Source organism: Streptomyces sp. NBC_00557, assembly GCF_036345995.1.
Lineage (GTDB): Bacteria > Actinomycetota > Actinomycetes > Streptomycetales > Streptomycetaceae > Streptomyces.
Map to the genome: position 1 here is coordinate 5,886,244 of NZ_CP107796.1, position 26,001 is coordinate 5,912,244.

General features: G+C 73.4%; 27 protein-coding genes and 1 tRNA gene. 14 read left to right on the plus strand and 14 right to left on the minus strand.

Annotated features, from left to right (window positions below; genetic code table 11):
- The first annotated feature begins 45 nt into the window (after positions 1–45).
- The 3 genes from OG956_RS25720 to OG956_RS25730 are packed head-to-tail and all read left to right on the plus strand — an operon-like array spanning position 46 to position 4,468.
- Complete coding sequence (locus tag OG956_RS25720) at positions 46–1,212, plus strand: HpcH/HpaI aldolase/citrate lyase family protein (protein ID WP_330340357.1); 1,167 nt, start codon at positions 46–48, stop codon at positions 1,210–1,212.
- The gene (locus tag OG956_RS25725) at positions 1,209–3,653 is read left to right on the plus strand and encodes a phosphoribosyltransferase (protein WP_330340358.1); all 2,445 of its coding nucleotides are present in this window, start codon (positions 1,209–1,211) and stop codon (positions 3,651–3,653) included. The genes OG956_RS25720 and OG956_RS25725 overlap by 4 nt, the downstream gene beginning before the upstream one ends.
- Positions 3,653–4,468: an HAD family hydrolase gene (locus OG956_RS25730; RefSeq protein ID WP_330340359.1), complete on the plus strand. Its 816-nt coding sequence runs from the start codon at positions 3,653–3,655 to the stop codon at positions 4,466–4,468. Before OG956_RS25725 ends, OG956_RS25730 begins: the two co-directional genes overlap by 1 nt.
- 61 nt (positions 4,469–4,529) lie before the next feature.
- Here the strand turns inward: OG956_RS25730 and OG956_RS25735 are convergent, their stop codons facing one another.
- The 4 genes from OG956_RS25735 to OG956_RS25750 form a co-directional block, all read right to left on the minus strand.
- Complete coding sequence (locus OG956_RS25735; protein WP_330340360.1) at positions 4,530–4,748, minus strand: FmdB family zinc ribbon protein; 219 nt, start codon at positions 4,746–4,748, stop codon at positions 4,530–4,532.
- 9 nt (positions 4,749–4,757) lie between these two features.
- Positions 4,758–5,366, minus strand: coding sequence for a DUF4383 domain-containing protein (locus tag OG956_RS25740; protein ID WP_330340361.1), 609 nt, complete (start codon positions 5,364–5,366; stop codon positions 4,758–4,760).
- Between the two features lie 108 nt (positions 5,367–5,474).
- The gene (locus tag OG956_RS25745; RefSeq protein ID WP_330340362.1) at positions 5,475–6,866 is read right to left on the minus strand and encodes a hypothetical protein; all 1,392 of its coding nucleotides are present in this window, start codon (positions 6,864–6,866) and stop codon (positions 5,475–5,477) included.
- Between the two features lie 96 nt (positions 6,867–6,962).
- Complete coding sequence (locus OG956_RS25750) at positions 6,963–7,328, minus strand: hypothetical protein (RefSeq protein WP_330340363.1); 366 nt, start codon at positions 7,326–7,328, stop codon at positions 6,963–6,965.
- A 217-nt stretch (positions 7,329–7,545) separates the two neighbouring features.
- On the opposite strand from OG956_RS25750, the gene OG956_RS25755 reads away from it, so the two are divergent.
- Positions 7,546–7,620, plus strand: a tRNA-Val gene (locus OG956_RS25755).
- 45 nt (positions 7,621–7,665) lie between these two features.
- Here the strand turns inward: OG956_RS25755 and OG956_RS25760 are convergent.
- Positions 7,666–8,007, minus strand: coding sequence for a hypothetical protein (locus tag OG956_RS25760; protein WP_330340364.1), 342 nt, complete (start codon positions 8,005–8,007; stop codon positions 7,666–7,668).
- 131 nt (positions 8,008–8,138) lie between these two features.
- A complete protein-coding gene (locus tag OG956_RS25765; RefSeq protein WP_330340365.1) occupies positions 8,139–9,050 on the minus strand; it encodes a ketopantoate reductase family protein in 912 nt (303 codons plus the stop codon).
- Positions 9,051–9,143: 93 nt separating this feature from the next.
- Here OG956_RS25765 and OG956_RS25770 point away from each other — a divergent pair, with 93 nt between their 5' ends.
- Positions 9,144–9,374, plus strand: a complete 231-nt coding sequence (locus OG956_RS25770) for a DUF2277 domain-containing protein (RefSeq protein ID WP_330340366.1) — start codon at positions 9,144–9,146, stop codon at positions 9,372–9,374.
- Positions 9,375–9,645: 271 nt separating this feature from the next.
- Entirely contained in the window at positions 9,646–10,101 is a 456-nt protein-coding gene (locus OG956_RS25775; protein ID WP_330340367.1) for a DoxX family protein, read from the plus strand.
- A 70-nt stretch (positions 10,102–10,171) separates the two neighbouring features.
- Here the strand turns inward: OG956_RS25775 and OG956_RS25780 are convergent, their stop codons facing one another.
- Entirely contained in the window at positions 10,172–10,705 is a 534-nt protein-coding gene (locus tag OG956_RS25780; RefSeq protein ID WP_330340368.1) for a superoxide dismutase family protein, read from the minus strand.
- A gap of 242 nt (positions 10,706–10,947) precedes the next feature.
- Between OG956_RS25780 and OG956_RS25785 the strand changes: the two genes are divergently transcribed.
- Positions 10,948–11,562 carry a DedA family protein gene (locus tag OG956_RS25785; RefSeq protein ID WP_330340369.1) on the plus strand — a complete coding sequence of 205 codons (615 nt, stop codon included), beginning with the start codon at positions 10,948–10,950 and terminating at the stop codon, positions 11,560–11,562.
- 55 nt (positions 11,563–11,617) lie between these two features.
- Here OG956_RS25785 and OG956_RS25790 read toward each other — a convergent pair whose 3' ends face one another.
- Entirely contained in the window at positions 11,618–12,262 is a 645-nt protein-coding gene (locus OG956_RS25790; RefSeq protein WP_330340370.1) for an HNH endonuclease family protein, read from the minus strand.
- A 395-nt stretch (positions 12,263–12,657) separates the two neighbouring features.
- Here OG956_RS25790 and OG956_RS25795 point away from each other — a divergent pair, with 395 nt between their 5' ends.
- Positions 12,658–13,239, plus strand: coding sequence for a TMEM165/GDT1 family protein (locus tag OG956_RS25795; RefSeq protein ID WP_330340371.1), 582 nt, complete (start codon positions 12,658–12,660; stop codon positions 13,237–13,239).
- Between the two features lie 185 nt (positions 13,240–13,424).
- On the plus strand, positions 13,425–14,093 hold the full coding sequence (locus tag OG956_RS25800; RefSeq protein WP_330340372.1) for an HAD family hydrolase: 669 nt from the start codon (positions 13,425–13,427) through the stop codon (positions 14,091–14,093).
- Between the two features lie 140 nt (positions 14,094–14,233).
- Here OG956_RS25800 and OG956_RS25805 read toward each other — a convergent pair whose 3' ends face one another.
- Positions 14,234–15,253, minus strand: a complete 1,020-nt coding sequence (locus tag OG956_RS25805; protein ID WP_330340373.1) for a peptidoglycan-binding domain-containing protein — start codon at positions 15,251–15,253, stop codon at positions 14,234–14,236.
- 141 nt (positions 15,254–15,394) lie between these two features.
- Here OG956_RS25805 and OG956_RS25810 point away from each other — a divergent pair, with 141 nt between their 5' ends.
- Positions 15,395–17,434 (plus strand): MDR family MFS transporter, encoded by a 2,040-nt coding sequence (locus tag OG956_RS25810; protein ID WP_330340374.1) that lies wholly within the window; start codon positions 15,395–15,397, stop codon positions 17,432–17,434.
- Here OG956_RS25810 and OG956_RS25815 read toward each other — a convergent pair.
- On the minus strand, positions 17,421–17,924 hold the full coding sequence (locus OG956_RS25815; RefSeq protein WP_330340375.1) for a GNAT family N-acetyltransferase: 504 nt from the start codon (positions 17,922–17,924) through the stop codon (positions 17,421–17,423). The two genes, OG956_RS25810 and OG956_RS25815, sit on opposite strands and share 14 nt — an antisense overlap.
- A 189-nt stretch (positions 17,925–18,113) precedes the next feature.
- Between OG956_RS25815 and OG956_RS25820 the strand changes: the two genes are divergently transcribed.
- A complete protein-coding gene (locus OG956_RS25820; protein WP_330340376.1) occupies positions 18,114–18,746 on the plus strand; it encodes a hypothetical protein in 633 nt (210 codons plus the stop codon).
- A 5-nt stretch (positions 18,747–18,751) separates the two neighbouring features.
- Positions 18,752–19,525 (plus strand): hypothetical protein, encoded by a 774-nt coding sequence (locus tag OG956_RS25825; protein ID WP_443065608.1) that lies wholly within the window; start codon positions 18,752–18,754, stop codon positions 19,523–19,525.
- 24 nt (positions 19,526–19,549) lie between these two features.
- Here the strand turns inward: OG956_RS25825 and OG956_RS25830 are convergent, their stop codons facing one another.
- Entirely contained in the window at positions 19,550–19,987 is a 438-nt protein-coding gene (locus OG956_RS25830; protein WP_330340377.1) for a J-domain-containing protein, read from the minus strand.
- 127 nt (positions 19,988–20,114) lie between these two features.
- On the opposite strand from OG956_RS25830, the gene OG956_RS25835 reads away from it, so the two are divergent.
- Positions 20,115–20,507, plus strand: a complete 393-nt coding sequence (locus tag OG956_RS25835) for a hypothetical protein (protein WP_330342948.1) — start codon at positions 20,115–20,117, stop codon at positions 20,505–20,507.
- A 28-nt stretch (positions 20,508–20,535) separates the two neighbouring features.
- Here the strand turns inward: OG956_RS25835 and OG956_RS25840 are convergent, their stop codons facing one another.
- The gene (locus OG956_RS25840; RefSeq protein ID WP_330340378.1) at positions 20,536–21,207 is read right to left on the minus strand and encodes an O-methyltransferase; all 672 of its coding nucleotides are present in this window, start codon (positions 21,205–21,207) and stop codon (positions 20,536–20,538) included.
- A 177-nt stretch (positions 21,208–21,384) separates the two neighbouring features.
- Positions 21,385–22,758 (minus strand): glycine betaine/L-proline transporter ProP, encoded by a 1,374-nt coding sequence (gene proP, locus OG956_RS25845; protein ID WP_443065609.1) that lies wholly within the window; start codon positions 22,756–22,758, stop codon positions 21,385–21,387.
- A 388-nt stretch (positions 22,759–23,146) separates the two neighbouring features.
- Between proP and OG956_RS25850 the strand changes: the two genes are divergently transcribed.
- Positions 23,147–25,189 (plus strand): bifunctional glycosyltransferase 87/phosphatase PAP2 family protein, encoded by a 2,043-nt coding sequence (locus OG956_RS25850; protein WP_330340379.1) that lies wholly within the window; start codon positions 23,147–23,149, stop codon positions 25,187–25,189.
- Between the two features lie 90 nt (positions 25,190–25,279).
- Here OG956_RS25850 and OG956_RS25855 read toward each other — a convergent pair whose 3' ends face one another.
- A complete protein-coding gene (locus OG956_RS25855; protein ID WP_330340380.1) occupies positions 25,280–25,978 on the minus strand; it encodes a YoaK family protein in 699 nt (232 codons plus the stop codon).
- Between the last annotated feature and the right edge of the window lie 23 nt (positions 25,979–26,001).

Here is a 26,001-nt window from a genome sequence, read left to right on the forward strand (position 1 = left end):
CTTTACCGAACAATGAGACTCGGGTTCATCGCCCTGGGGAGTTCTATGCGTCATTTCGGGCACATCGCCCCCGAGGTGCGGCGACGCCTCTTCCACCGGGAGCCGTGCGCGTTCACCGCGGACGGGCCGGCCCGGCTGCTCGCCGCCGCCCTCGGCGCCACCCTGTACAGCCCGGCCACCCGGCCGCGGCTCGCCGACGACATCGTCAAGCAGGCCGGCAACGGCGTGGTCTCGATGGTGCTGTGCCTGGAGGACTCGATCGACGACGCGGACGTGGTGGCCGGCGAGGAGAACCTCGTCCGGCAGTTCGCCGACCTGGCCGCCCGGCCCGGCTTCGAGCCGCCGCTGCTCTTCATCCGCGTGCGCACCCCCGGGCAGATCCCCGACCTGGCACGCCGGCTCGGCGCGTCGGTGCGGCTGCTGTCCGGATTCGTGCTGCCCAAGTTCACCGAGGAGCGCGGCATACCCTTCCTGGAGGCCCTGACCGCCGCCGAGGCGGAGTGCGGGCGCCGGCTGTTCGCCATGCCCGTCCTGGAGTCCCCGGAGCTGCTGTACCGCGAGTCCCGCGTGGACACCCTGGAGGGCATCTTCCGCGCCGTCGACAAGTACCGGGACCGGGTGCTCGCGCTGCGCCTCGGCGTGACCGACTTCTGCTCCTCCTACGGCCTGCGCCGCGCCCCCGACATGACCGCCTACGACGTCCAGATCGTCGCCTCGGTGATCGCCGACGTCGTGAACATGCTGGGCCGGGCCGACGGCACCGGGTTCACCGTGACCGGGCCGGTCTGGGAGTACTTCCGGCTCTCCGAGCGCATGTTCAAACCACAGCTCCGGCAGAGCCCCTTCCTGGAGGTGCAGGCGGTCGAGCTGCGCGAGAAGCTGATCGAGCACGCCCTGGACGGGCTGCTGCGGGAGATCTCCCTCGACCAGGCCAACGGCCTCCTCGGCAAGACCTGCATCCACCCCACCCACGTGCTGCCCGTGCACGCGCTGTCCGTGGTCAGCCACGAGGAGTACAGCGACGCCCAGGACATCCTGCGGCCGGAACGCGGCGGCGGGGGTGTACTCAGGTCGGCCTACACGAACAAGATGAACGAGGTGAAGCCGCACCGCGCCTGGGCCGAACGGACCCTGCTGCGCGCCGAGGTCTTCGGGGTCGCCCACGAGGACGTCGGCTTCGTGGAGCTGCTCGCCGCGGGAATGAACGCATGAGGAACGCAGTGCACGACGCCGTCTGGTCCGGCAGCTGGGTCGCCGAGCGGCTCGGGGTCGAACTCGTGGGGGACGACACCCTGCGGTCCCTGCTGGGGCTCGCCCTGCGCCGCAACCCCAAGCGCGCCCACCTTCTGGTGTCGAACGTCCTCGGCAAGCATGTGCCGCAGTCGCCGGCGGTGGTCTACGGCCATGGATTCCGGCTCGGCCGCAGGGTCGCCGAACTGCTCTCCCCGGCCGAGGCGCGCGCCGCGGTGGTCCTGGGCTACGCGGAGACCGCGACCGGCCTGGGCCACGCGGTCGCCGACGGGCTCGGCACGGCGCCGTACCTGCACTCCACGCGGCGGCCGGTGGCCGGCATCGCCCCTGCGGGCGGCTTCGAGGAGTCGCACTCGCACGCCACCTCGCACCTGCTGCTGCCCGAAGACCCCGCTCTGCTGGCCGGCGACGGCCCCCTGGTCCTCGTCGACGACGAGTTCTCCACCGGCAACACCGTGCTGAACACCATCCGTGACCTGCACGCACGGTATCCGCGCGCCCGGTATGTGGTGGTCGCCCTGGTCGACATGCGCTCGGCCGAGGACGTCGCGCGGATGGAGCGGTTCGCCGAGGAGACCGGGGCGCGACTGGATCTCGTCGCCGCCGCATCCGGGGCCGTACGGCTGCCGGAGGACGTGCTGGACAAGGGGCAGCGGCTGGTGGCCGCCCACGAGACACGGTCCGGCGCCTTCGCGGGGCCGCAGCGGCCGGCGCACGTCGTCCGTGTCGACCTGCGCTGGCCCCACCGCCTTCCCGACGGCGGCCGCCACGGCTTCACCCCCGCCCACCGGGCCCGCCTGGAGGCCGCGCTGCCCGAGATGGCGGCCCGCATATCGGACGCCCTGCCCGCCGGCGTCCGCCGCGTCCTCGTGCTCGGCTTCGAGGAGCTGATGTACGCCCCGCTGCGGCTCGCGCGTGAGCTGGAGCAGGTCGCGGACGCGCAGGTGCGCTTCTCGACCACCACCCGTTCGCCCGTCCTCGCCGTGGACGACCCCGGGTACGCCATCCGCACCCGGCTGGTCTTCCCCGCGCACGACGACCCGGCCGACGGCCCCGGCGAGCGCTACGCCTACAACGTCGCTGGCGGAGGCTTCGACGCCGTCGTCGCCGTGGTGGACTCCGTCGCCGACACCCCCGCCCTGCACGCGCCCGACGGCCTGCTGGCCCGGCTCGGCGCGCACACCCCGCACGTCCTGCTCGCGGTCGTCCCGTCGTACGTACCGCACGCTCCCGAAAGGCCGGCCATGCTGCCCGAGCCCCTCCGCGGCCCCGCGTTCTCCAGTTACCCGCCCGAGGAGGTCGGCTGGCTGCTCCAGGACCTCTCCGACGTCACGCTGGAGGCGCCGACCGAGGAGCGGGAGGAGGCCATCCAGAGCGGCGGCGCGCACTACGCCGAGTCGCTGCCGGTGGAGTACCAGCCCAGCGAGCAGTACCAGGAGCTGTTCCACGCGGCCCTGGCCACCTCCGCCGCCCGGATCGCCCAGGCGGTCGGCGTGGTCACCGAGACGGTGATCGCCGAGCGGTCGCCGCGCCCGGTGCTCGTCTCGCTCGCCCGCGCGGGCACCCCGGTCGGCATCCTGATGCGCCGCTGGGCCCGGTTCCGGCACGGCCTGGACCTGCCGCACTACGCGGTGTCGATCGTGCGCGGCCGGGGCATCGACGCCAACGCCCTGCGCTGGCTCGCCGCCCACCACGACCCGCGCGACGTCGTGTTCGTCGACGGCTGGACCGGCAAGGGCGCCATCACCCGCGAACTCGCCCAGGCCATCGAGGAGTTCGAGAGAAAAGAGGGCATCACCGGCTTCGACCCGGAGATCGCCGTGCTCGCCGACCCGGGCTCCTGCGTGCGCACCTACGGCACCCGCGAGGACTTCCTCATACCCTCCGCGTGCCTCAACTCCACCGTCTCCGGCCTGATCTCGCGCACCGTTCTGCGCGCCGACCTGGTCGGCCCGGACGACTTCCACGGCGCGAAGTTCTACCGCGAACTCGCGGGCGCCGACGTCTCCGTCACCTTCCTCGACGCCGTCACCGTCCGCTTCCCCGAGGTCGCCGACACCGTCGGCACCGCGGTGAAGGAGCTGATGGCCGAGGACCGCACCCCGACCTGGGCCGGCTGGCGGGCGGTGGAGCGGATCAGCGAGGAGTACGGCATCCACGACGTGAACCTCGTCAAACCCGGAGTCGGCGAGACCACCCGGGTGCTGCTGCGCCGCGTGCCGTGGAAGATCCTGGCGCGCGCGGGAGCCGGCGCCGACCTCGACCACGTCCGGCTGCTCGCCGAGCAGCGCGGAGTCCCCGTCGAGGAGGTCGGGGAACTGCCGTACAGCTGCGTCGGGCTGATCCACCCCAGGTACACGCGCGGCGCCACCGGCGCCGACGGCCGGGCGGTGAGCGTCTGATGCCGGTGCTGGTGGCGAGCGACCTCGACCGCACGCTGATCTACTCCTCGGCGGCCCTCGCCCTGACCATGCCGGACGCCAGGGCGCCGCGGCTGCTGTGCGTGGAGGTGCACGAGAGCAGGCCGCTGTCGTACATGACGGAGACGGCGGCCCAGCTGCTGACCGATCTCGGCGACGCGGCGCTCTTCGTGCCGACGACGACCCGGACGCGCAAGCAGTACCAGCGGATCAACCTGCCGGGGCCGCCGCCGAAGTACGCGATCTGCGCCAACGGCGGCCATCTGCTGGTCGACGGGGTCACCGACGCCGACTGGCACGCCGGCGTGCAGGCCCGCCTCGCCGCCGAGTGCGCGCCGCTGGCCGAGGTCGCCGAGCACCTTCTGCGCTCGGCCGACCCCGCCTGGGTGCGCAAGCACCGGATCGCCGAGGACCTCTTCGCCTATCTCGTCGTCGAGCGCGAGCTGCTGCCCGAGGAGTGGGTCAAGGAGCTGGCGGTGTGGGCGGAGAACCGCGGCTGGACGGTCTCGCTGCAGGGCCGCAAGATCTACGCCGTCCCGCAGCCGCTCACCAAGAGCGCGGCCGTCCGCGAGATCGCCCGCCGCACGGGCGCCGGCCTCACCCTGGCGGCCGGGGACTCCCTCCTGGACGCCGACCTCCTCCTCGCCGCCGACCGGGGCTGGCGCCCGGGGCACGGCGAGCTGGCGGACACGGGCTGGACGGCGCCGGAGGTCGCGGCGCTGCCGGAGCGGGGGGTGCTGGCGGGGGAGCGGATCGTACGGGAGTTCCTGAGGGCGACGCGCACGGCAGCCGCCTAGCGGCGCGGAGCTGTGCGGCACCCCCTGGGCGGCTACTCGCAGCGGCCCCACCCGTGGGCGGCTACCCGCAGCAGCCACCGCCGCAGCAGCCACCGCCGCCGCCCCCGGCCGGCGCCGGAGCGGTCGCTGCCGCCCTGCCGCCCACCGCCACGGTGGACAGCAGCTTGACCGTGTCGTCGTGCCCCGCGGGGCACGACGCGGGCGCGGCCGACTCGGCCATCGGACGGTTCAGTTCGAACGTGTCGCCGCAGGTACGGCACCGGTACTCGTAGCGAGGCATGCGCACAGATTAACCGGCGCCGCGGGACCCGGGCTCTTCCGTGCCCTTGCCGGGCAGCGGCATCGTCATCGGCGGCGTACCGGTCTCGTGCTCACGCCCCGGCGGCTCGGTGCGCGGATCGGGATGGCGGGCCCGCCAGTACGGGTTGTCGTGCGGCAGGCTCGAGCCGACCCGGCCGTACATGCCGAAGGTCATCAGCAGCAGGCCGACGACGAAGCTGAAGAACACGTTCGGGATCCTGAACGCCAGGAAGTTGTAGTTCGTGTCCAGCAGGCCCAGGAACAGGAAGCCGTTCAGCAGGAACAGCACGCCGAACACCATGTTCAGCGTCGACGCCACGTTCCCGCCGACCACCATGCCGGCCAGCAGGACCGCCCCGACGGCGATCGACAGCACACTCAGCGTGCCGTTGGTGTTCAGCCCGGCGACGCGGTCACCGCTGAGGCTGAAGAAGCCGATGTGGTTGATCAGGCCCAGGATGCCGAAGACGACGAGGAACGCGCCGATCAGCCCCGCGCCGATCCGGTAGACCGTGTTCAGCTTGTGGTCGACGGGCAGGTGCTCGTCGAACGAGATCCGCCGCCGCGGCCTCGCGTGGACTGGTGCGTGTGTGGCCATATCCGCCTCCCTCGGGCGCTAGCGGAGGCCATCCGTCCATCCAATATCCGCCTGCCCGACCACACCCGGCAACACACACGCCCGCCGCACACCTGGGCAGCCGGCCGCTCAGTGACCCCCGCGCTCCTCCCGGATCCGGGCCACCACCCGGGCCGCCGTCTGCCGGACGGCGTCCGTCTCGGTCAGGAAGTGCCAGTAGTCGGGGTGGCGCCCCTGAAGCGACCCGATCGCCCGCTCCAGCCGCTCCACCGCCTCGTCCAGCGGCCGGGCGTGCCGGGGATCGGGGGTGGTGCGGCCCGTCATGGCCAGCCGCTGGGCGTCGCGGATCGCGAACCGGGTCCGCTCGATCTCCGCCTGCGGATCCTTCTGGACCTCGTTCAGCCGCCGCAGCCGGTCACCGGCGGCCGACACGGCCTCGTCGGTGGTGTTGAGCAGGGCCCGTACCGTCGACAGCAGCGAGGTGGCGTCCGGCCAGCGCTGGGCCTCCCGCGCCGCCTGGGCCTCGCGGAGCTTCAGCTCGGCCTGCCGTACGTTCTCCGCGGCCTGCTCGGGCACGTGCTGCAGGTCCTGCCAGCAGGCGGCGGCGAACCGGCGCCGCAACTCGCTCAGCACCGGTTCCACCTGCCCGGCCCTGGTGGTGAGCGCCTGTGCGCGGGTGCGCAGGCTGACCAGCCGGTGGTCGATCTCGGCGGCCTTCTCCGGCAGCCGCTCGGCCTCGGCGCGGATCGCCCCGGCCTCCCGCTGCACCCGTTCGGCCCGCTCCAGGGTCTGCTGCGCCCCGTGCTGCGCGGCGCCCTGGTTCAGCTTGGTCAGCTCCGGCGACAGGGCGGCGAGCCGGGTGGCGAGGTCGTCGGCGCGCAGGCCCTTGGCCCGTACGGCGTCCAGGGCGTTGCTCGCGCCCAGCAGCGCCTGCCGGGCCCGCTCCACGGCGGGCGCCAGCCGGGCCAGCTGGGTCTCGGCCTTGCCCAGCAGCGGCCCGAGCGAGCTGCCGAAACGGTCCAGCTCCTGCTTGGCCCGGATCAGCTCGTCCTTCGCGGACGTCAGCTCCGAGCGCGCCCGGGCCGCCGCGGCGGCCTCCAGGTCGTCCCGGTCCAGGTCATGGGCGTCGACGGCCTGGATGTAGCGCCGGCTGACCTCGTCGATGCGCTGCCCGAGCGCAGCGAAGTCGGCGGCGGCCCGCCGGGCGGCGGGGGAGTCGTCCACGGCCGTGATGGTCTCGACGGAGATCCTCAGGTCGCGCTGGGCGGTGTCGAGTTCGTAGAACGCGGCGGCCGCGGCGTCCTTCGCGGCCTGTGCCTCGGCGCGCTGGCTCTCGGCCCGGCCGCCGAACCAGCGCCGGGTGCCGCCGCCGGCGAACGCGGCCGGCAGGGCGAGCGCGGCCAGCACCGGCAGGCCGATCAAGGTGAGGGTGTCGCGCAGGGCCGCGGACCCGGACCGGGCTCCTGCGGCGGTCGACGGCGGGTACGACCGCGTCGCTGGCGTGCCCGGTGTCCCCGTCACATCCCTCTCCCGTGCTGTGGTCCGCCGTGGGTGGTGTCATTCTCCCACCCGTTGTAGACGAACACACGGGCCGGTCAGTTCGCGGTTCCGGGCGGCTCAGTTCGCCGTGCGGACCGTGACCTTCCCGTTCGCGGAGTCCGCGGACACGGTGTGCGGGCTGCTGTCGTCGCGGGGCACGGACACCGACACCCCTCTGGTGCGGATGCCGAGGGGCTCGGCGAAGCCGCGCGCCCGCACGCTGCCGTTCCCGTCGTCGACGGTGACCCGGATGCCGCGGGGCACTGGTCCTTCCAGGAGGACCGGCTGAAGCTGCGGATGCACTGCGACGGGTTCATCGCCGACTGCTCGGCCACGTACCGGATCGAGGTTCACCCTGGGCGAGCCGCCGACGACCTTCCCCTTGAACCGCCGGGTGACCCGCACCGTCCCCGCCTTGCCGCCCTGCGCCGCGACGATCTCCACCCCCCTGGAACCGGCCCGCCGGGACCCGGCGGGCCGGAGAAACCCGGTCTGCGCCGACCTTGGGCGAGCACCGGCCCGGCCCCGATCCGGCAGCCTCCCGGACCTGGGGTGGGGTTGACCCCCGTACCCGGCCCCTGGCCCGGCGTTACGGGTTTGCCGCGCACCGGTGCGGGCAAGGTAGGCTGTCGACTCGTCCTGGGCGCGTGCCCGGGTGTCCGGGTGCGTAGCTCAGGGGTAGAGCGCCTGCCTTACAAGCAGGATGTCGGCGGTTCGAAACCGTCCGCGCCCACCAGCGAGCCCCCGGCCCATGCGGCCGGGGGCTTTCGTCATCGCGCCGTCATTCCTCCTCATCGGGCTGTTCATGGGCGTGCTTCAGCCTGGAGCGGGCGTCCATGCGGTCGGCTGCCGCGACCTCGGCCCAGAAGCGGTGCGTGGTGATGAACACCGCGAGCTCGTGCTCACGGCGGCGCAGCTTCTCCACCTCGGCCTGTTCGTCCGCCGTCCAGCCCGGGGACGCGGGACGCTCCACCTTGCGCCAGCCGGTGTCGTCGCTGAAGCCGTCCATCGGCTCGACCGACCAGGGCAGGCGCTTGAGCAGGGCCGACAGCTCGGCCCGGACCTGATGCAGCTCCTCCTGACCGGCGAGGAGGTCACTGGGGAATTCATAGGTCGTAGCCACACACCAATGCTACGCCTGTTCGATTTAGGGGAGCGAGTTCGTTCGCGAGGTCCGCGGGAGGTTCAGCCGAACGGGTGGCCCGGCGGCCAGGACGCCCCGCCCGCCGGTGCCGTCGCCGTCTCCTTCCGCGGTCAATGGCCGGCGGCCCGCAGCTCGCCCACCAGACGGGCCGTCACCGGCGCCGCCACCGCGTGCCGGGCGGCCGCGCGGAGCAACGCCCCGCCGATGGCGTCCAGTTCGAGCGGCCGCCCCGCCTCGGCGTCGCGCTGCATGGAGGACTTGGCGCCGGGCGGGAAGGCGTCGTACCGGGCCATCGCCTGGGCCGGGTCGGCCGGGGCCCCGCAGGCGCGGCCGACCGCGGCGGCCTCGGCGACCAGCGCCTGAAGCTCCTCGCGGTGCCGGGTGCGGGCCTCGCCGAGCGGGAGGCCGTACCGGGTGGTGAGCAGGGCGAAGGGGGCGAGGAACGCCATCTTCGCCCACAGAGCCGCCGTCTCGTCCCCGACCGCACGGGCTGTCGTGCCGGCGGACGCGAGGACGGCCGCCAACTCCTCGAGGCGGGGCCGTGGTACGGCGTCCCCGGCCAGGTCGATCTCCGTGAACGGGCTGCCGTGTTCGATCACGCCGGGGCCGACGCGGGTGGACTCCACGCGGATCACCGCCGGGGCGACCCGGTCGGGGCGGTACCGGGCGCGCAGGGCCGCGGGGTGTTCGACGCCGTTCAGGAGCGGTACGACGAGGGCGTCGCCCAGCGCGGCGGGTGGCACCCGGGTGAGGGCGGCGTCCAGCGCGGTGTGCTTGACGGCGATCAGGCAGGCGTCCACCGGTTCGCGCAGCTCGGTGTCCGCCTCCACGGGGGCGGTGAAGGCACCGAACTGCGGGCTGCGGACGGTGATTCCGGTGCGGCGCAGGGCTTCGGCGGTGCCGTCCTGGGCCAGGCAGATCACGCGGTGCCCGGCGCGGGACAGCAGGGCGGCGAGGAGGCCGCCGATGCCGCCGGGGCCGAGCACGGCCACGGTGTTCCTTTTCGCCACGACGTTCGCCATGAGGTTCTTCCCTTCGACGGTCGGCCCCGGGGATCGGTGGCCGCCCTCGGCGGGATCATCGCACCGCACCGCCGACTGCGTGAGACTGGGGGCATGTGCCGGAGCATCAAGACGCTGCGTCCGCCCGTGCTGCCTGATGAGGCCACGGAAGAGGACATCCACGCCGCCGCCCTGCAGTACGTACGGAAGGTGTCGGGCTTCCGGGCCCCCGCCGCGCACAACCGCGAGGTCTTCGACCGGGCGGTGGCGGCGGTGGCCGAGGCCACGGCGGAGTTGCTCGGGGGGCTGGAGGTGCGCGGGCAGTCGGCCAGGAGCGCCCCGTAGCGGCCCGGTGACGTGCCATCAGGACAACTGGGCCGGGCATCGGCGCAGTTGACGGGACTGCCATGCCCTCGTGCGGCCCTCCGCGCCCCCGTGCGGTCGCCGAGCGGCGCACGGCAGACGCGTACGGCTCACCCCTGGCCAAATGTTGAACTTGCAAGCATTGGTTAGGTTCCCCTAACCTGGGTGCTCATTCGGTACCGCCGCCCCCACGACCGGCCCTTCTCCCGTCCCCGGCCGGCCCGACCGACACCGAAGAGGAGCACCCCCCCTCATGACCGCACGCCTCCATACCGCTCAGCCCTATGTCCTCGGGCTCTTCCGCATCGTCGTGGGCCTGCTCTTCGCCGTGCACGGCGCCGCGTCCCTCTTCGGCGTCCTCGGCGGCGCCGCCGGCACCCACGGCGGCACGATCCCGGCCGGCGCCTGGCCCGGCTGGTACGCGGCCGTGATCCAGCTGGTCGCCGGCGCCCTGGTGCTCCTCGGCCTCGGCACCCGCGGGGCCGCGCTGATCGCCTCCGGCTCGATGGCGTACGCCTACTTCGACGTCCACCAGCAGGCCGCGCTGTGGCCCATCCAGAACGGCGGCGAACTGTCCGTGCTGTTCTGCTGGTCCTTCTTCCTGCTGGTCTTCACCGGGTCCGGCGCCTTCGGGCTCGACCGGCTCGTCGCCCGCCGCACCGCCGCGGACGCCCGGGCCGGCAGCGAGCAGGCCCCGATGGCCGCCTGACACGGCCGACGGCGCCCTTCCCCGCCACGAGGGGGAAGGGCGCCGTCCTGCCTCCCGCGGCCGGTCCCGCTTACGACGCGCTGCGGAACGGCACGGTGATGCAGGCCACGCGGGCGCCCTTCATGCCGGGCGCGTTGTGGATCACCACCGAGCCGGCCTCGCCCTTGCGGAAGGACCAGGCGTGCTTGGCGCTCGCGCTGCCGATCCCGTTAGCGTCGGACTTGAAGTCCAGCCAGATCTCGTTGTCCTTGGTCATGTGGGCGGCGTCCGTGCCCGGCTTGTCCTGGTAGTGCTTGCCGGCGGCGGCGGGGTCGGCGCCGCAGGCCTTCTGGTGGACGTGAACCCCGAACAGGTGGTTGGGCTTGACGCCGGCCACCCGCAGTTCGACGGTCGTGGCGCCGTTCGCCGCCGTCTTCTGGTGGACCTGGACCAGGGCACCGGACGGGACGAGTTTCTTGTCGTACGTCACCGCCATCGGCTTCGCGGACCCGGCCGGCGCGGAGAACACGCCGTAGGTCTCCAGCGAGTGGCCATGGGCGGTGCTCGGCGTCCCGGTCGCGAACAGGGCCGCGGCGAGGACGCCCGCGTAAACGGCTGCCACCATGATGTGCACCTTTTTCTGCGCTATACGCGCCGTCTTTCGTTCCGATGTGTGCCTGAACTCCGTGCAGGTCTGTCTCCATTGCTACGGACACGGCACCGGCGCGCCGCACAGCGGGCGCCGTTCGGGTGACGGCGCGCCTCCATGCCACGACGCTCCGTAGCACCTCAGGCCCCCTCCGGCTCTGGTGTCACACCGGCGGCGTACGCTGTACGGCTGTCAACGGGGGAGCAACGGGAGTCGTCGTGTTCGAGAGTGTGGGGTCGCTGGCCGGCGGGCCGTGGATCTATGCCGCGGTGGTCATGTCCGTGCTGCTCGACGTGTTCGTGCCGGTGCTGCCCAGCGGGGTGCTCGTCATCACGGCGGGCACGGCCGCTGCCGCCGGGTCGGGCGCGGCGGCCGGCCGGGTCCCGCACGACGTGCCCGACCTTCTGGTGCTGATCCTCTCCGCGGCGACCGCCTCGGTCCTCGGCGACCTGGTGGCGTACCGCCTGGCCTGGCGGGGCGGCGAGCGGCTGGACCGGGCCATAGCGCGCTCCCGGCGGCTGACCACCGCGCAGGAACGTCTCGGCGACGCCCTGGCCCGGGGTGGCGGCGCGCTGGTCGTCCTCGCCCGCTTCGCGCCCGCCGGCCGCTCGGTCGTCTCCTTCTGTGCGGGCGCCGCCCACCGCCGCGCCCGCGACTTCGTGCCCTGGTCCGCCCTGGCCGGCCTCTCCTGGGCCGCCTACAGCGTGGCCCTCGGCTACTACGGCGCCCAGTGGCTCGGCGCGACCTGGCTGGCCACGGCCGTCTCGTTCGCGGCCCTGGTCGCGGCGGGCGCGGCGGCGGGCTATCTGATGCGCCGCCGCCCGGCTTCCTGACGCCCCGCGCCCCGCGAGGGGGCGCGGGGCGTGTGCCCGGGCGTGCGGCCGGGGGTCAGCAGCTCGCCAGGTAGTTCGTCAGCGCGCTCTTCTCCGCGGAGTCGACCGAGAGGTCGTAGTAGTACTTCACCTGCACCCAGGCCCGGACGTAGGTGCACACGTACGCGGAGCGGGACGGCACCCAGGTCGCCGGGTCCTGGTCGCCCTTGGCCTGGTTGACGTTGTCGGTGACGGCGAGGAGCTGGGGGCGGGTGACGTCGTTGGCGAACGCCTGCCGCTGCGCGGTCGTCCACTTGCTTGCGCCGGAGTCCCAGGCCTCGGCCAGCGGCACGAGGTGGTCGATGTCGACGTCGGAGGGGGAGGTCCAGGTGGCGCCGTCGTACGGCGAGTACCAGCTGCCGCTGGTGGCGGTGCAGGCGGAGTCGGTGACGACGTTCGTGCCGTCCCGCTTCAGGATCCACTCGCGGGTGTTGCAGGTGCCGGAGATGGTGATCCAGGTCGGGAACTTGTCGCGGCTGTAGCCGGTGCGGTTCTCGGTGGCGACGGTGAGCTGGGAGAGGTAGCCGCGCGCGGTGGCGGCGCTGACCGGGGTGGGCAGGGCGGCGGAGGCGCTGGGGGAGTCGAACAGGGCGGCGGAGGCTATGAGCCCGGTGAGGACGGCGAGTACGCTCAGCCGTCGACGCGCGTAGAACCTGGGCATGCGAACTCCCTTGTGGGGTCAAGGAATCGGGTGCGAGCGAGGGAATGCTCGCGAGGCCGCGTGGCCGGTGGGTGAGCGCTCGGTAAGAAGTTAGTGACGCGTTCATGTCACGACAAGGGGCGGGCGGGGTTCGCGGCGGAACCTTCACATCCCGTACGATGGGCGGCGCAGAAGGGGAGTAGCTCTTCGCCGGACCGTCGACATACTGCTCAGCCAGCCTGAGCCGGCGCCCGGAGGCGGACCCCCGGATCCCTCGAGGACCGCCAGCGAGACCTTCGGCAAGCAGTGCACGTCCGTGTCCCCGCGACACGGGCGCGAAGTGTGCTGCCGTGCCGAGGTGTCATCGCATGACGTACCGCACTCTCGGCGGGGCAGCCCCGACCGATTGAGGAACCTTGATCAGCATCACCGTGACGGCGCTCGTCTTCGGCGTCATCTTCCTCGCCGAGCTGCCGGACAAGACCGCGCTCGCCGGCCTCGTCCTCGGCACCCGCTACCGCGCGAGTCATGTCTTCGCGGGAGTCGCCGCCGCCTTCCTGCTGCACGTCGTGATCGCCGTCGCGGCCGGCAGCGCGCTGACCCTGCTGCCCCAGCGGATCGTGCACGCCGTCACCGGCGTCCTCTTCGTCGGCGGCGCGGCGATGCTGCTGCTGCACAAGGGCGAGGACGAGGAGGAGATCAGGAAGCCCGCCGACCAGTCCTTCTGGAAGGTCGCCGGCACCGGCTTCACGCTGATCCTCGTCGCCGAGTTCGGCGACCTCACCCAGATCATGACCGCCAACCTCGCCGCCCGCTACGACGACCCGGTTTCCGTCGGCCTCGGCGCGGTGCTCGGCCTGTGGGCCGTCGCCGGACTCGGCATCGTCGGCGGGAAGGCCCTGATGAGGAGGGTGCCGCTGCGGCTGATCACGCAGATCGCGGCGCTGCTGATGCTGGGGCTCGGCGTGTGGAGCCTGTACGAGGCGGTGGCGGGCTGAGCCCGGCCGAGCTGAACGTCCGGTGAACCCTTCGCGGCGCGGTGGCGGGACCCGCCCCGGTTTTGTACCGTAGAGAAACAAAGTGGCTCCCGCCCGTTTTCCCTGACCGGCGGGCGGGGCTTCTTTGTCCGTCCCTTCGGGGCCTGTCCCACCCTTCGGGGCCTTCTTCGTTCCTGGAGCTGCCGATGACGGCCACCCCCGCGCCCACCGTGCTCACCGCCCGCGCCCTCCTGCTCGACATGGACGGCACGCTCGTCAACTCGGACGCCGTCGTCGAGCGCATCTGGCGCCGCTGGGCCGAGCGGCACGGGCTGGACGGCGACGAGGTGATGAAGGTCGTCCACGGCCGGCAGGGGCACGCCTCCATGGCGGTCCTGCTGCCCGGCCGGCCCATGGAGCACAACCTCGCCGACAACGCGCGCATGCTCGCCGAGGAGACCGCCGACACCGAGGGCGTCGTGGAGATCCCCGGCGCCTCGGCCCTCCTCGCCTCCCTGCGCGGACTGCCGCACGCGCTGGTGACCTCCGCCGACGTGCCGCTGTCCACCGCGCGCATGAACGCCGCCGGGCTGCCGCTGCCGGAGGTCCGCATCACCGCCGAGTCGGTCGGCGCGAGCAAGCCCGACCCGGAGGGCTTCCTGAAGGGCGCGGCCGAGCTGGGCGTCGATCCGGCCGACTGCGTGGTCTTCGAGGACTCGGGGGCCGGGATCGAGGCGGGCCGCTCCGCGGGGATGACCGTGGTGGGCGTCGGCCCGCGCGCGGGGCTGCACGGGCCGGACGTGGTGGTGCGCGACCTCACGCAGGTGCGGGTGGAGGCGACGGGGGACGGGGCGATGCGGGTGCACATCGGCTGACGCCCGCTCGCGCCCGCCCGGGGAAAGCAGGGCGTGCCGGTCGGGTGGGGTTTCGGCCCGGGTGCCGGTGCGCGGTGCGTGGTGTGCCGGGTGGCGTCCTTGGGGGTCTGCCCCGCCGGCGCCGGACGGCGGCTGCGGCTCTACGGCTCGGCAGTCTCCGCCTCCAGGCTCTTCCGGGTCGCCGGTCCGTACACGCCCAGGGTGTCGCCGCGGATGCCGCGCGCCAGTTGGTAGGTGCGTACGGCATCCTCCACGGGACGGGTGAAGACGCCGGTGATCTGGTCGCCGTACAGGTTCAGCCGGCGCAGGCGCTGCTGGAGTCCGGCCACTTCCGGGCCCCGGTCGCCGAGTTGCAGCACCGGGGCCGCCGCGGGGGTGCTCCGCGTGGTGGTGGAGGCGGTGGGGGAGGCCGGGCGGGTCGTACCGGAGGCGGAGCCGGTCGGGGACGGCGACGCGGACGGCTTCGCGGAGGGACTCGCCGGAGGGGGTGTGGAGGACTGCGCCGTCGGCACGGCGGAGTACGGCGGCGCGGGCGAGGAGGGCGCCGTCGGTGACGCCGGGGTCGAGCCGCGTACGTCCGGCACGCTCTCCCGCACCTCCTGAGCCGCCCGGTCCCGGGTCGGCGGGTGGTACGACAGCAGCCCGCTCGCCAACCCGGCCGCGGCCACGACGGCCACTCCCGCACCGGCGACCGACACCAGCACGGCACGACGAGCACTCCGCGGGCGCGGGCGCACATCCGGCCCGGCGCCGTCCGGCTGCCGCTCCGTCGCGTCCGGTGGCCGTAGGTCCTCGGCGTGCGGCTGCGTCCCCGTCCCGGCCGCCCGGTCCCCCGGGTCCCCGGCCCCGTCTGCCGCGTTCCCGGTCCCGCCCCCCGCGCTCTCCGCCCGGCCTCCCGCGGGCCCGGCGTTCCCGTCCACGGCCGGCGATGTGCCGGTCGCGGCCGGGGTGTCCGGTGTCGTAACGGGCCCCTCGAAGTCCACGTACGGGCGGATGCGCAAGGGGTCGAAGTCCTCCGCCGCCGCGGCCTCGGCCGTGCGCGTCTCCTGGAGAGCCTCGGCCGCGCGGGCCGTGCAGTCGCAGGACGGGCTGCGGTCCGGGCGTCTGGGCGCACCGCACTCCGGGCAGGCGTGGTCCAGAGGACCCTCGGAATCAGTCATGTGTTCGTCCCTCCCCTCACGAACCACAGACCTTATGCGCACCTTCTTCGCATGCGCCGCCGGAAACGCGGGACTCAACAGGCCATAAAAGGTGACACCGACCACGATGGAAGAGGTGCACCCGAGCCCCGGGAGGTCTCCATGGCCCTGGACACGCACGGCACGGAGAAGGAGGCGCAGGCCGCCGAGCACGTCACCGGCAACGTGTTCGTCTCGATCGGTGCCCTGCTCCTCGGCCTGCTGCTCGCCGCACTCGACCAGACCATCGTGTCGACCGCGCTGCCCACCATCGTCAGCGATCTGGGCGGACTCGAGCACCTGTCCTGGGTCGTCACCGCCTACCTGCTCGCCTCGACCGCCGCGACCCCGCTGTGGGGCAAGCTCGGCGACCAGTACGGCCGCAAACGGCTCTTCCAGACCGCGATCGTCATCTTCCTGATCGGCTCCGCGCTGTGCGGCATGGCGCAGAACATGCCCCAGCTGATCGCGTTCCGCGCGCTGCAGGGACTCGGCGGCGGCGGGCTGATGGTGCTGTCCATGGCGATCGTCGGCGACATCGTGCCGCCGCGCGAACGCGGCCGCTACCAAGGGCTGTTCGGGGCCGTGTTCGGGGCGACGAGCGTGCTCGGGCCGCTGCTCGGCGGGCTGTTCACCCAGCACCTGAGCTGGCGCTGGGTGTTCTACGTCAATCTGCCCGTCGGCGCCGTCGCCCTCGCCGTGATCGCCACCGCCCTGGACATCCCGCGCCGCACCGCCCGCCACGTCATCGACTACCTCGGCACCCTCCTGATCGCCTCCGTCGCGACCTGCCTCGTCCTGGTCGCCTCCCTCGGCGGCACCACCTGGGCCTGGGAATCGCCGCAGATCACCGGGCTGGCCGTGCTGGGCGTGCTGCTCGCCGTGGCGTTCGTCGCCGTCGAGCGGCGGGCCGCCGAACCCGTGCTGCCGCTGAAGCTGTTCGGCATCCGCACCTTCACGCTCGCCGCCGTCATCGGCTTCATCGTCGGCTTCGCCATGTTCGGCGCGATGACCTATCTGCCGACGTTCCTTCAGGTCGTGCACGGCATCTCGCCGACCCTGTCCGGCGTGCACATGCTGCCCATGGTCGTCGGCCTGCTGCTGTCGTCCACCGTCTCCGGGCAGATCGTCAGCCGCACCGGCCGCTGGAAGGTCTTCCCGGTCACCGGCACCGCCGTCACCACCATCGGCCTGCTCCTGCTGCACCGGCTCGACGAGCACAGCCCGACCGCCGCGATGAGCGCCTGCTTCTTCGTCTTCGGCCTCGGACTCGGCCTGGTCATGCAGGTGCTGATCCTCGTCGTGCAGAACGCGGTGTCGTACGAGGACCTGGGCGTCGCCACCTCCGGCGCGACCTTCTTCCGCTCCATCGGCGCCTCCTTCGGCGTGGCCGTCTTCGGCACGGTGTTCGCGAGCCGGCTCGGCGACAAGCTCACCGCCGCCTTCCGCGGCGCCCACCTGCCGCCCGGCGTCTCCGCGAACACGCTCAAGTCCGACCCCCGCGGCATCGCCGCCCTGCCGCCCGCCCTGCGCCCGGCGGCCCTGCACGCCTTCGCGTCCGCCATCACCGACGTCTTCCTGTACGCCGCCCCCGTCGCCGTCCTCGGCTTCCTGCTGGCCTGGTTCCTGAAGGAGGACCGGTTGCGCGGCTCGGTCACCGCGCCGGACGCCTCCGAGACCATCCCGCCCAACCCGGTCGAGCGCTCCTCCTACGACGAGTGCGCGCGGGCCCTGTCCCTGCTCGGCACCCGCGAGGGCCGCCGCGCGATCTACCGCACGATCACCGAACGGGCCGGGTACGACCTGCTGCCCGCCGCCAGCTGGATGCTGCTGCGCATCCGCAAGTACGGCTCCGTCGAACCGGCCCTGCTCGCCGAGCGCAGCCCCGTCCCGCTCGACGCCGTCATCGCCGCCGCCCGCCAGGTCGAGGAACGGCACCTCGCCGAACGGTGTGGCCTGGACCTGTACTTGACCGCGTCCGGCCGGGTGGCCGCCGCCCGGCTCGCCAAGGCCCGCGAGGAGTCCCTCGCGGAACTCCTCGGCGACTGGTGGACGACCGGCCGTCCGACCGACCTGACCCAGCTCGTCAGGGAACTGACCGCCGAACTGTGCGGCACCGACCGCGAACGCCCCCACGAGGAGGCGGGGGTCAGGGCCCGCTGACCGCCAGCTCCTTGCGGAACCAGTGCTCCGCGTACACGTCGTCGTTGTGCGGGGCGGTCTCGGTGTAGCCGAGGCGGGCGTACAGGGCGCGGGCCTCGACCAGGTCGTCCCGGGTGTCCAGGAGCAGCCGCCGGGCGCCCAGCGCGCGGGCCGCCTCCTCGGCGGCGGCCACGAGGAGCGGGGCGCCGCCCCTGCCGCGCAGGTGCCGGTGCACGAACACCCGGGTCAGCTCGGCCGTGTCGGGCTCCAGCAGCCGTACCCCCGCCGAACCGGCCGGCTCGCCGTCGTACCGGCCCACGAGCAACCGTCCGGTCGGCGGGGCGAGTTCGGCGCCGGTCCGGGCGGCGATCTCCCGCTCCAGCTCCTCCGGGTCGGTGCGCCGGCCCTCGTGCAACAGGTACCAGCGGTCGCTGACCTCGGTGTAGTACGCCCGCCACAGCGCGGCGGCGACCGGGGAGTCGTACGGCTCCGGGCTGATCGTCCACGTCATGGCGCCCATTGTCGGCGGCCGTGGCGACACCGCCGAGCGGTTTTCCGGCGGGCGCGGGGTGCGGCCGCGGCCGGTCACCCGGTGCGGCGCGGGCGCCGCCTCGGTGCACCGGCCGCCGTTTGTGACGGTTCTCGCGGGTGACCCGGAAGGAGAGCCGGCCAAGGGGGCCGGCGCGAGCGGAAGGCAACCATGTCCACAGGCCTGATCGTGTTGATTGTGATCGTCGCGGTCCTGGTCGTCGGCGCGGCCGTCGCCCTGGCCCGGTTCCGCCGCGGGCGGGCCGGCGGGGCCGGCCTGAAGCGGCGCTTCGGACCCGAGTACGAGCGGACCGTCGCCCGGCACGGCGGTGACACCAAGGCCGCCGAACAGGAACTGGCCGAGCGTCTCGAACGCCACGGAGACCTGCGGGAACGGCCGCTGGACCCGGCCGGGCGTGAGCAGTTCGAGGCCCGCTGGACGGCCGTACAGGAACACTTCGTCGACGCGCCGCGGCAGGCGGTGGCCGAGGCCGACCGGCTGCTCGCGGAAGTCGCCGCCGCACGCGGCTACCCGGACGGCGGACGGTACGACGAGCAGCTCGCCGCGCTGTCCGTGCACCACGCCGACCATGTCGACGGCTATCGGCGGGTGCACCAGGTGGCCCAGGCCGGGCCGAGCCACGGGCTGACCGAGGCGGGCTCCGGCACCGAGGAGATGCGCACCGCGCTCGTCGACGCCCGCGCCCTCTTCGAGGACCTGACTCACCCTGCCCGGGAGACCGGCCGCCATCGCGCGACCCACGCGCCGCGGGTGCTCGCCCGGAGCCATCCGAAGGAGAGCTGAGCGTCATGACGGACAGGACGAGCGGTCCCGGCGACGAGCGCGAAGCGCCTCGGGCCGGCCGCATCCCGCAGCCGCTGCCGGACGAGGACTGGACCCCCGAGGACGCGCCGCTGCACCACCACACCCCGAGGGACCTGCCGGAGGCTCCCGGCGAGGGCCGGATGTCCGGTGAGAGGGGAGCCGGGCACGACAGTCCCATGCCGGACGACGGGCTGGGGGTGCCGTCCTCCGGGGAGATGGCCGGGCGGGAGGCGCACACGACCGACTACCCGGCGCCGGACGCCTGGCCGGCTGCACCGGGCGGCAGGGCGACGACGCCCGGCCCCGCCACCGCACCCGAGCCCGCGGCCGGTACCGGCGGCGCGGCCGGACGCGCCGGCGGGCCCGGGCCGGAAGGCGACCGTGCGGGTGTGCCCGCGGCCGCACCCGGTGGTTCCGCTGCCGCCTCCTCCGGCGCTGTCGGTGAGGCCGCTCCCGGCCCCTCCGGGGTGGGCGCGCCCCTGCTGCCGCACGAGGAGACCGATCGGTGGGAGCAGGAGATGCGCCGTCTGGCCGCGGGGTTCGTGGACGAGCCCCGTACCGCGGTCGAGCAGGCCGATCACGTGCTGGAGGAGATCGCGGGGCGGTTCGAGGAAGCCGTGGAGCGGCGCCGCCGTACGCTGCGCCGGTCCTGGGAGGCCTCCGAGGACCGGGGCCCGGGCTCGGACGCCGACACCGAGCAACTGCGGCTCGCCCTGCGCGACTACCGTGAGCTGGCCGGACGGCTGCTGCACATGTGAGCCCTGGATCCGCCCGCCGCGCGCCTACGCGGCGCCCGGATCCGGCAGTTCCCTCCCGGCGGCAGCCCTGCGCTGCCGCCACTCGCGTACGACCTCCTCGACGTCGTACGGCTTCCTGCCCAGCGGGGGACCGGGCGGCGGCTTGAACATCATGTCCTTGATCTTGACGTTGACGTCCTCGATGATCTTCCGGGCGATCCGCTCGGACGGCGCCGCGTAGGCCGCCGCGAGCGCGTCCTCCGCCTCCTTGCGCAGGGCGAGGGCGGGAGGCAGGACCGACAGCCCCTCGCGCGCCAACTTCCGCTTGACCCACCACAGTTCGTCGTACGCGGCGTACAGATCGGCGGGCAGCGGCTCCCCCGCCCCCGGCAGCCGCTCGAACTCACCGCGCCGCTGCGCGTCGCGGATCTGCTTGTCGGCCCAGGACTCGAACGGCACACCCGGTGGTTTTCGCTCGGTCATGAACCCATTGTGCCGGACGCGGCCCGGCCGGGCGTTTTATCATGCGGCGGCGGTCCGCCGATCCGGCCGCCGTGCCACGATGGTCGTGCAGCTGGTCTCGCAGCTGGTCGTACAGGGGGAAACGCACGTGCTCGAACTCACCATGGCCACCGTCTCCGGGGAGGACGCGGGCGCCACCGCCGGCATGACGATGGCCGAGGCGCCGAGCGAGCCGGGCGCCGTGCTCCGGGTCGGCCGGGACGCGTCGGTGTGCCGGCTGGTCACCCCCGAGGACTGGCTGTTCGTCTCCCGGGTCCATCTGGAGTTCGTGTGCGGCCCCGACGGCGGCTGGCACCTCACCTGGCTGCGCGGATCCCAGCCCGACCCGGCCGCAGAAGTGCGGCTGACCGCCGGGGAGTACGCGCAGCCCCTCGGCTACGGCGCGACCGTGGCCCTGCCGCGCGGCGGATCCGGCGAGATCGTCGTCCAGGACCGCACCGCGCCGCGCAGCGTCAACGTCGGCTTCCACCACGAGGCTTGAGCGCTCGGCCGGCCGGCGCCGACGCGGCTCACTCCAGCACCCGGGCCAGCGCGAAGCCGTCGTAGCCCTTGGCGCCGACCGTCTGGATCGCCGTGCCGCTCAGCCGCGGATGGGTGGCGATCAGCTCGATCGCGGCGCGCGTGCCCACCACGTCGGGCTCGGTGCTGTCCGCGTCGGTGACCCGGCCGCCGCGCACCACGTTGTCCAGGACGATCAGGCTGCCGGTGCGGGTGAGCCGCAGCGCCCACTCCACGTAGTGCGCGTTGTTGGCCTTGTCGGCGTCGATGAAGACCAGGTCGAACGGGGCCGGGTTCTCGTCGGCGAGCTTGGGCAGCGACTCCAGGGCGGGGCCCACCCGCACCTCGGCGATCCGGTCCAGGCCGGCCCTGGCGATGTTGCGGGTCGCCACCTCGGCGTGCTTGGCGCTGTACTCGAGGGACACGAGCCTGCCGTCCTCCGGCAGGGCGCGGGCCAGCCAGATCGTGCTGTACCCGCCGAGCGTGCCGATCTCCAGGATGTGCCGTGCGCCCTGCACCTGGGCGAGCAGCTGGAGCAGCTTGCCCTGTGCCGCCGTGACGGCGATGTGCGGCAGCCCGGCCGCGTCGTTCTCCCGCAGGGCCGCCCGCAGCGCCTCGTCGTCGGGCGCGAGGCGGCTGGTGAAGTAGTCGTCGACGTCGTCCCAGAGCTGGGAGTCGCTCATGGTCCTGCTGCCTTTCCCGAGTGCCTGCGCTTCCCCGACATCGTCTCAGCCGAGGGGCACGCACGGGGTGATCACCGGCGGACTCGCCGCCCACGGGGTCGGTTCCGGCCAGGGGCGCGGGCCGGGGGCTTCGCCCGCCGGCGCCGGCCGGACGCCTCCCCGTGACCCCTGCGGCGCCTACCGCCGCTCCACCGCCGGCGCGGAACCCGGCAGCGGCCGGCCCGCCGACTCCGACATGCGCCACACCGCGAAACCACCGATCACCGCCGCGGCCATCATGTAGTACGCGGGCATCATCATGTTCCCCGTCGCCCCGATCAGCGCGGTCACGACCAGCGGCGTCGTCCCGCCGAACAGGGACACCGACACGTTGAACCCGATGGACAGGGACCCGTACCGCACCCGCGTGGGGAAGAGAGCGGGCAGCGCGGCCGGCATGGCGGCCGTGAAGCAGACCAGCAGCAGGCCCAGCGCCCCCATGCCCAGCCCGACGGCGAGCAGACTGCCCTGGCGGATCAGCAGCAGGGCGGGGACGGACAGGAACAGGAAGCCCGCGCAGCCCGCCGCGATCACCGGGCGGCGGCCGATCCGGTCGGTCAGCGCGCCGGCGAACGGCTGGACGATCATCATCAGCGCCATCACGCCCAGCACGACCAGCAGCCCGTGCGTCTCGTCGTACTTCAGCTCGCTCGTGAGGTAGCTCGGCATGTACGACAGCAGCATGTAGTCGGTGACGTTGAAGACCAGTACCAGGCCCATGCACAGCAGCAGCGCCTTCCACTGGCCCGCGACCATCTCGCGCAGCGGCACCTTCGGCCGGGCGGCCTCCGCCTTCCCGGCCTCGGCGGCGAAGGCGGGGGTCTCCTCGAGTCGCATCCGCAGGTACAGGCCGATGACGCCCATCGGGCCCGCGATCAGGAACGGGACCCGCCAGCCCCAGGTCAGCAGGTCGTGCGAGGACAGCAGCGCCGTCATCAGGGTCACCAGGCCCGCGCCGCCGATGTAACCGGCCAGCGTGCCGAACTCCAGCCAGCTGCCGAAGAAGCCCCGCTTCCTGTCGGGGGCGTACTCGGCGATGAAGGTCGAGGCGCCCGCGTACTCACCGCCGGTGGAGAAGCCCTGTACCAGCCGGGCGGCGAGCAGCAGCAGCGGCGCGCCGACGCCGATCGAGGCGTACGACGGGATCAGGCCGATCGCGAACGTGCCCGCCGCCATCATGATCATGGTGAGGGCGAGCACCTTCTGCCGGCCCACGCGGTCGCCCAGCGGACCGAAGACCATGCCGCCGAGCGGACGCACAAGGAAGGCCGCCGCGAACGCGCCGAAGGTCGACAGCAACTGCGCGGTCGGGTTGCCGGACGGGAAGAAGACCCTGCCCAGCGTGACGGCGATGTAGCTGTAGACACCGAAGTCGAACCACTCCATCGCGTTGCCGAGCGCGGCCGCCTTCACGGCGCGCTTGACCAGGGCGGGGTCGGTGACGGTGACGTCGCGGGCCTTCGTGGCCCGCCGGGTCTTCAGGGACGGGGTGACGGCTGTGACGGTCGCCAAAACGGGGCTCGCCTACCTTTCGTCGGGGACAGGGCGCGGTCCGTGCGGCGACGCTGCCGGGAAACGGGCCGAAAAAAGACCATAGGCGGTGTTCGGCCCCTTACGTGCCGTACGCGCTTAGTTGCCCAGTGCACCTAAAGGGCGCGTACGCAGGTACGTCTGCCCGTCCACGACCAGCCGATCCCGCCGGACGCTGTGATCCTTGTCGCGCCCCGGCGGGGCAACCGTCCGGGCCCCCGACTATCGTCTTCCGGACAAAAGGAGAACGGACGTCAGGTGAAGTCGCGGTAACCTGCGTCCTTCTCCGGGGGACCAGGACCCTCATAGGGTTCTGAGCAGCATCCGGCGTGCCCGGCGCCGGGACGACGGGGCGGGAGGCCGACGAGGCGTGGCGAACGTGGAGCACAGCGGGCGACCGGCGGACACCCTCGGCAGGGCACCGGCCGGTGCGCGGCTGCGCGCGGCGCGGCTCGCCCTGTGGGCGGTGGCCGCCATCCTCGCGGTACGGCAGCTGACCGTGGTCCTCACCACGCCGAGCGGCGAGCGGCTGACCGATCTGGAGACCTGGGTCGGCCCGCACGGCGTCCTGCACGTGAAGGGCTCGCTCTACGACTCGACCCGGTTCACCGGCACCCCCTTCGCCGGCCTGGTCCTCAAACCCCTCACCCGGTCCGCGCAGGCCGCCCTCGGCTGGGGCTGGACCTTCGGCACCCTTCTGCTGGTCGTCGCCCTCGGCCTGGTGGCCGCCCGCGCGCTGCCCCAGCCGGTCGGCCGCCGCACCTCCCTGCTGGCCGCGCCCGTCGCGATCAGCCTGCTCATGCTGTCGCTGCCGGTGCGCAACGCCCTGTGGCTCGGCCAGACCAGCATCATCCCGGTGCTGCTCGTCCTGCTCGGCTGCTTCGCCGTACGCGGAGAGCGGGGCAGCGGGGTGTGCATCGGCCTGGCCGCCGCGCTGCAGCCGGCCATGCTGCTGTTCGCCCCGCTGCTGTGGTTCACCGGCCGCCGCCGGGCCACCGCCGCCACCGCCGTCACCTTCACCGCCTGCGCCGCGCTCGCCTGGGCGGCGCTGCCGCACGACTCGTACACGTACTGGGTGCACCACATGGCCGGGGTGGGCCTCGGTGGCAAGGCCGACGCCCTCGGCAACCAGTCCCTGCACGGCGCCCTGCTCCGCCTGGGCCTGACCGGCCCCCTGGAGATCGGGCTCTTCCTCTCCCTGGGCGCCGTCGTCGCCGCCCTCGCCCTGCGCCGCGCCGTCCACTACGCCCACGACGGCCAGTTGCTGCTCGCCGTGGCGATCACCGGCTGCGCCGCCGTCGCCGTGTCCCCGACCGCCTGGCAGCACCAGCTGCTGTGGGTGCTGCTCGCCATGGCCGGCCGGGTCGGCACACGCGCCTCCGACCGCTATGTCTGGCCGGTCGCGATGGTCCTGGTGACGACCCTGCCGGCGAAGATGATGCTGCCGAACATGGCGGTGATGCACCCGCTGCGCGACAACCTCGTCCTGATCGCCGCGCTGGCCGCCGCCACGGCCGTACCGTTCCTGTCCCGGACGTCCCCCACCTACCAGCGGCCCGTCCCGGCCGAGTACGCGCCGGCGGTCCCGGCCCGCTTCCGCCACGTCCCCCTGCTGCCCGTCCTGCGCAGGGTCCTCACCCGCCCCAACCTCCTGCTGGAGCTGCTGCTGATCCGGGTGGTGTACGCCGCCTACTCCCAGGTCCGGCTCGCCGCGACCGGCGGCACCATCTCCGGCGGCCGGGCGCGCGCCGAGCACCACGGGCACATGGTGCTGGACGCCGAGCGGTTCCTGCACATCGACATCGAGCACTGGGCCAACCACGCGGTGGTGCGGACCGGCTGGCTGCGGGACTTCTTCGACTTCTACTACGAGTCCTTCCACTTCGTGGTCCCGCTGACGGTCCTCGGCATCCTCTACTGGCGCCGCCCCGTCGACTACCGCTGGGCCCGCGCCTCCCTGGGCTTCGCCACCTTCCTCGCCCTGATCGGCTTCTGGCTGTTCCCCCTGGCCCCGCCGCGCCTGATGCCGACCCTCGGCATCATCGACACCGTCCACGGCGCGCAGAACTTCGCCAAGCCGGACTACGGCACGCTGACGGCCCTGACCAACCAGTACGCGGCGATGCCCTCGCTGCACTTCGGCTGGGCCCTGTGGTGCGGTGTCGTCATCGCGGTCATCGCCCCGAAGTGGTGGATGAAGGCCCTCGGCCTCCTGCACCCCCTCTTCACCGTCTCGGCGATCATCGCCACCGGCAACCACTGGGTGCTGGACGCGGTCGGCGGCGCGGTGGTGGTCTCGGCGGGCTTCGGGCTGTCGTACGTGTTCCAGGGCCCGCGAGCCCGTCTCGGCACGGCGACGGCGGCCCGCGAGGAGTCCGAGGCCCCGCTCGCCGTGCCGGAAGGGCAGCGCTGACCGGGCGCGGCGCCCCGCCCACGCTCGACCTCGGCGAGCCGCCCCTCGTGAGACCGGCCCGCCACGGCCGCCGAGTGATCCTCCCGGCGCTCACTCGCGGCCCGAGGCCAGGAGCGCAAGCGTGCCCGAAGCCGCCGCCGCGATGAGCAGGGGGATGCCCAGGCCGTGGTGGAGGACCAGCCACGCGCCCAGGCAGGCGCCGGCGAGCAGGGCGAGGACCGAGGCCGTGCGGCGCGGAGAGCGGTGGCCGGTGGCGTCGCCGACGCGGGACTCGGAGGCCAGACCGGTCAGGGTCATGGTCAGGACGGTGGTGGTGAGGTCGGCGACGCGCAGCTTGCGGACGGTGGCGTTGCGCAGGCCCATCGCGTAGCCGGTGAGGGCGATCAGGGCGTACACCGTCGCGGTGGCGTGCGGCCAGGCGAAGGCGACCGCCGCCGACAGGGCCACGAGTACGGCCTCCGTGGTGAGGGTGAGGCGGGTCCACGTGCGGCGCGAACTCCGGCCGACGCGGGCCGCGAGCCGGCCGCCGGTCACCGCGCCGAGCAGGAAGCAGGCGAGCGAGGTCGCCGTGTGGGGCACGGAGAAGCCGGGCGCGCCGGCCGCCGCGAAGCCCAGGACGACCACGTTGCCGGTCATGTTGGCGGTGAAGACGCGGCCGAGCCCCAGATAGCTCACGGCGTCGATGAGTCCGCTGACCATGGTGAGGACCAGCAGGACGGACACCAGGCGCAGCCCGCGCGCCTCCGGGTCGTACGGCTCGTCCGGCGATGTGTCATCCGCTGCGCTCACCGCCCCAGTCGACCACGCGGGGA

Coding starts and splice junctions, on each gene's coding strand:
- OG956_RS25775 (WP_330340367.1), top strand. CDS start 9,646: ATGACCGCACGCCTCCATACCGCTCAGCCCTATGTCCTCGGGCTCTTC.
- OG956_RS25790 (WP_330340370.1), bottom strand. CDS start 12,262: ATGCCCAGGTTCTACGCGCGTCGACGGCTGAGCGTACTCGCCGTCCTC.
- OG956_RS25720 (WP_330340357.1), top strand. CDS start 46: ATGCGTCATTTCGGGCACATCGCCCCCGAGGTGCGGCGACGCCTCTTC.
- OG956_RS25770 (WP_330340366.1), top strand. CDS start 9,144: ATGTGCCGGAGCATCAAGACGCTGCGTCCGCCCGTGCTGCCTGATGAG.
- OG956_RS25725 (WP_330340358.1), top strand. CDS start 1,209: ATGAGGAACGCAGTGCACGACGCCGTCTGGTCCGGCAGCTGGGTCGCC.
- OG956_RS25740 (WP_330340361.1), bottom strand. CDS start 5,366: ATGGCCACACACGCACCAGTCCACGCGAGGCCGCGGCGGCGGATCTCG.
- OG956_RS25730 (WP_330340359.1), top strand. CDS start 3,653: ATGCCGGTGCTGGTGGCGAGCGACCTCGACCGCACGCTGATCTACTCC.
- OG956_RS25780 (WP_330340368.1), bottom strand. CDS start 10,705: ATGGTGGCAGCCGTTTACGCGGGCGTCCTCGCCGCGGCCCTGTTCGCG.
- OG956_RS25800 (WP_330340372.1), top strand. CDS start 13,425: ATGACGGCCACCCCCGCGCCCACCGTGCTCACCGCCCGCGCCCTCCTG.
- OG956_RS25765 (WP_330340365.1), bottom strand. CDS start 9,050: ATGGCGAACGTCGTGGCGAAAAGGAACACCGTGGCCGTGCTCGGCCCC.
- OG956_RS25825 (WP_443065608.1), top strand. CDS start 18,752: ATGACGGACAGGACGAGCGGTCCCGGCGACGAGCGCGAAGCGCCTCGG.
- OG956_RS25840 (WP_330340378.1), bottom strand. CDS start 21,207: ATGAGCGACTCCCAGCTCTGGGACGACGTCGACGACTACTTCACCAGC.
- OG956_RS25810 (WP_330340374.1), top strand. CDS start 15,395: ATGGCCCTGGACACGCACGGCACGGAGAAGGAGGCGCAGGCCGCCGAG.
- OG956_RS25815 (WP_330340375.1), bottom strand. CDS start 17,924: ATGACGTGGACGATCAGCCCGGAGCCGTACGACTCCCCGGTCGCCGCC.
- OG956_RS25820 (WP_330340376.1), top strand. CDS start 18,114: ATGTCCACAGGCCTGATCGTGTTGATTGTGATCGTCGCGGTCCTGGTC.
- OG956_RS25830 (WP_330340377.1), bottom strand. CDS start 19,987: ATGACCGAGCGAAAACCACCGGGTGTGCCGTTCGAGTCCTGGGCCGAC.
- OG956_RS25805 (WP_330340373.1), bottom strand. CDS start 15,253: ATGACTGATTCCGAGGGTCCTCTGGACCACGCCTGCCCGGAGTGCGGT.
- OG956_RS25735 (WP_330340360.1), bottom strand. CDS start 4,748: ATGCCTCGCTACGAGTACCGGTGCCGTACCTGCGGCGACACGTTCGAA.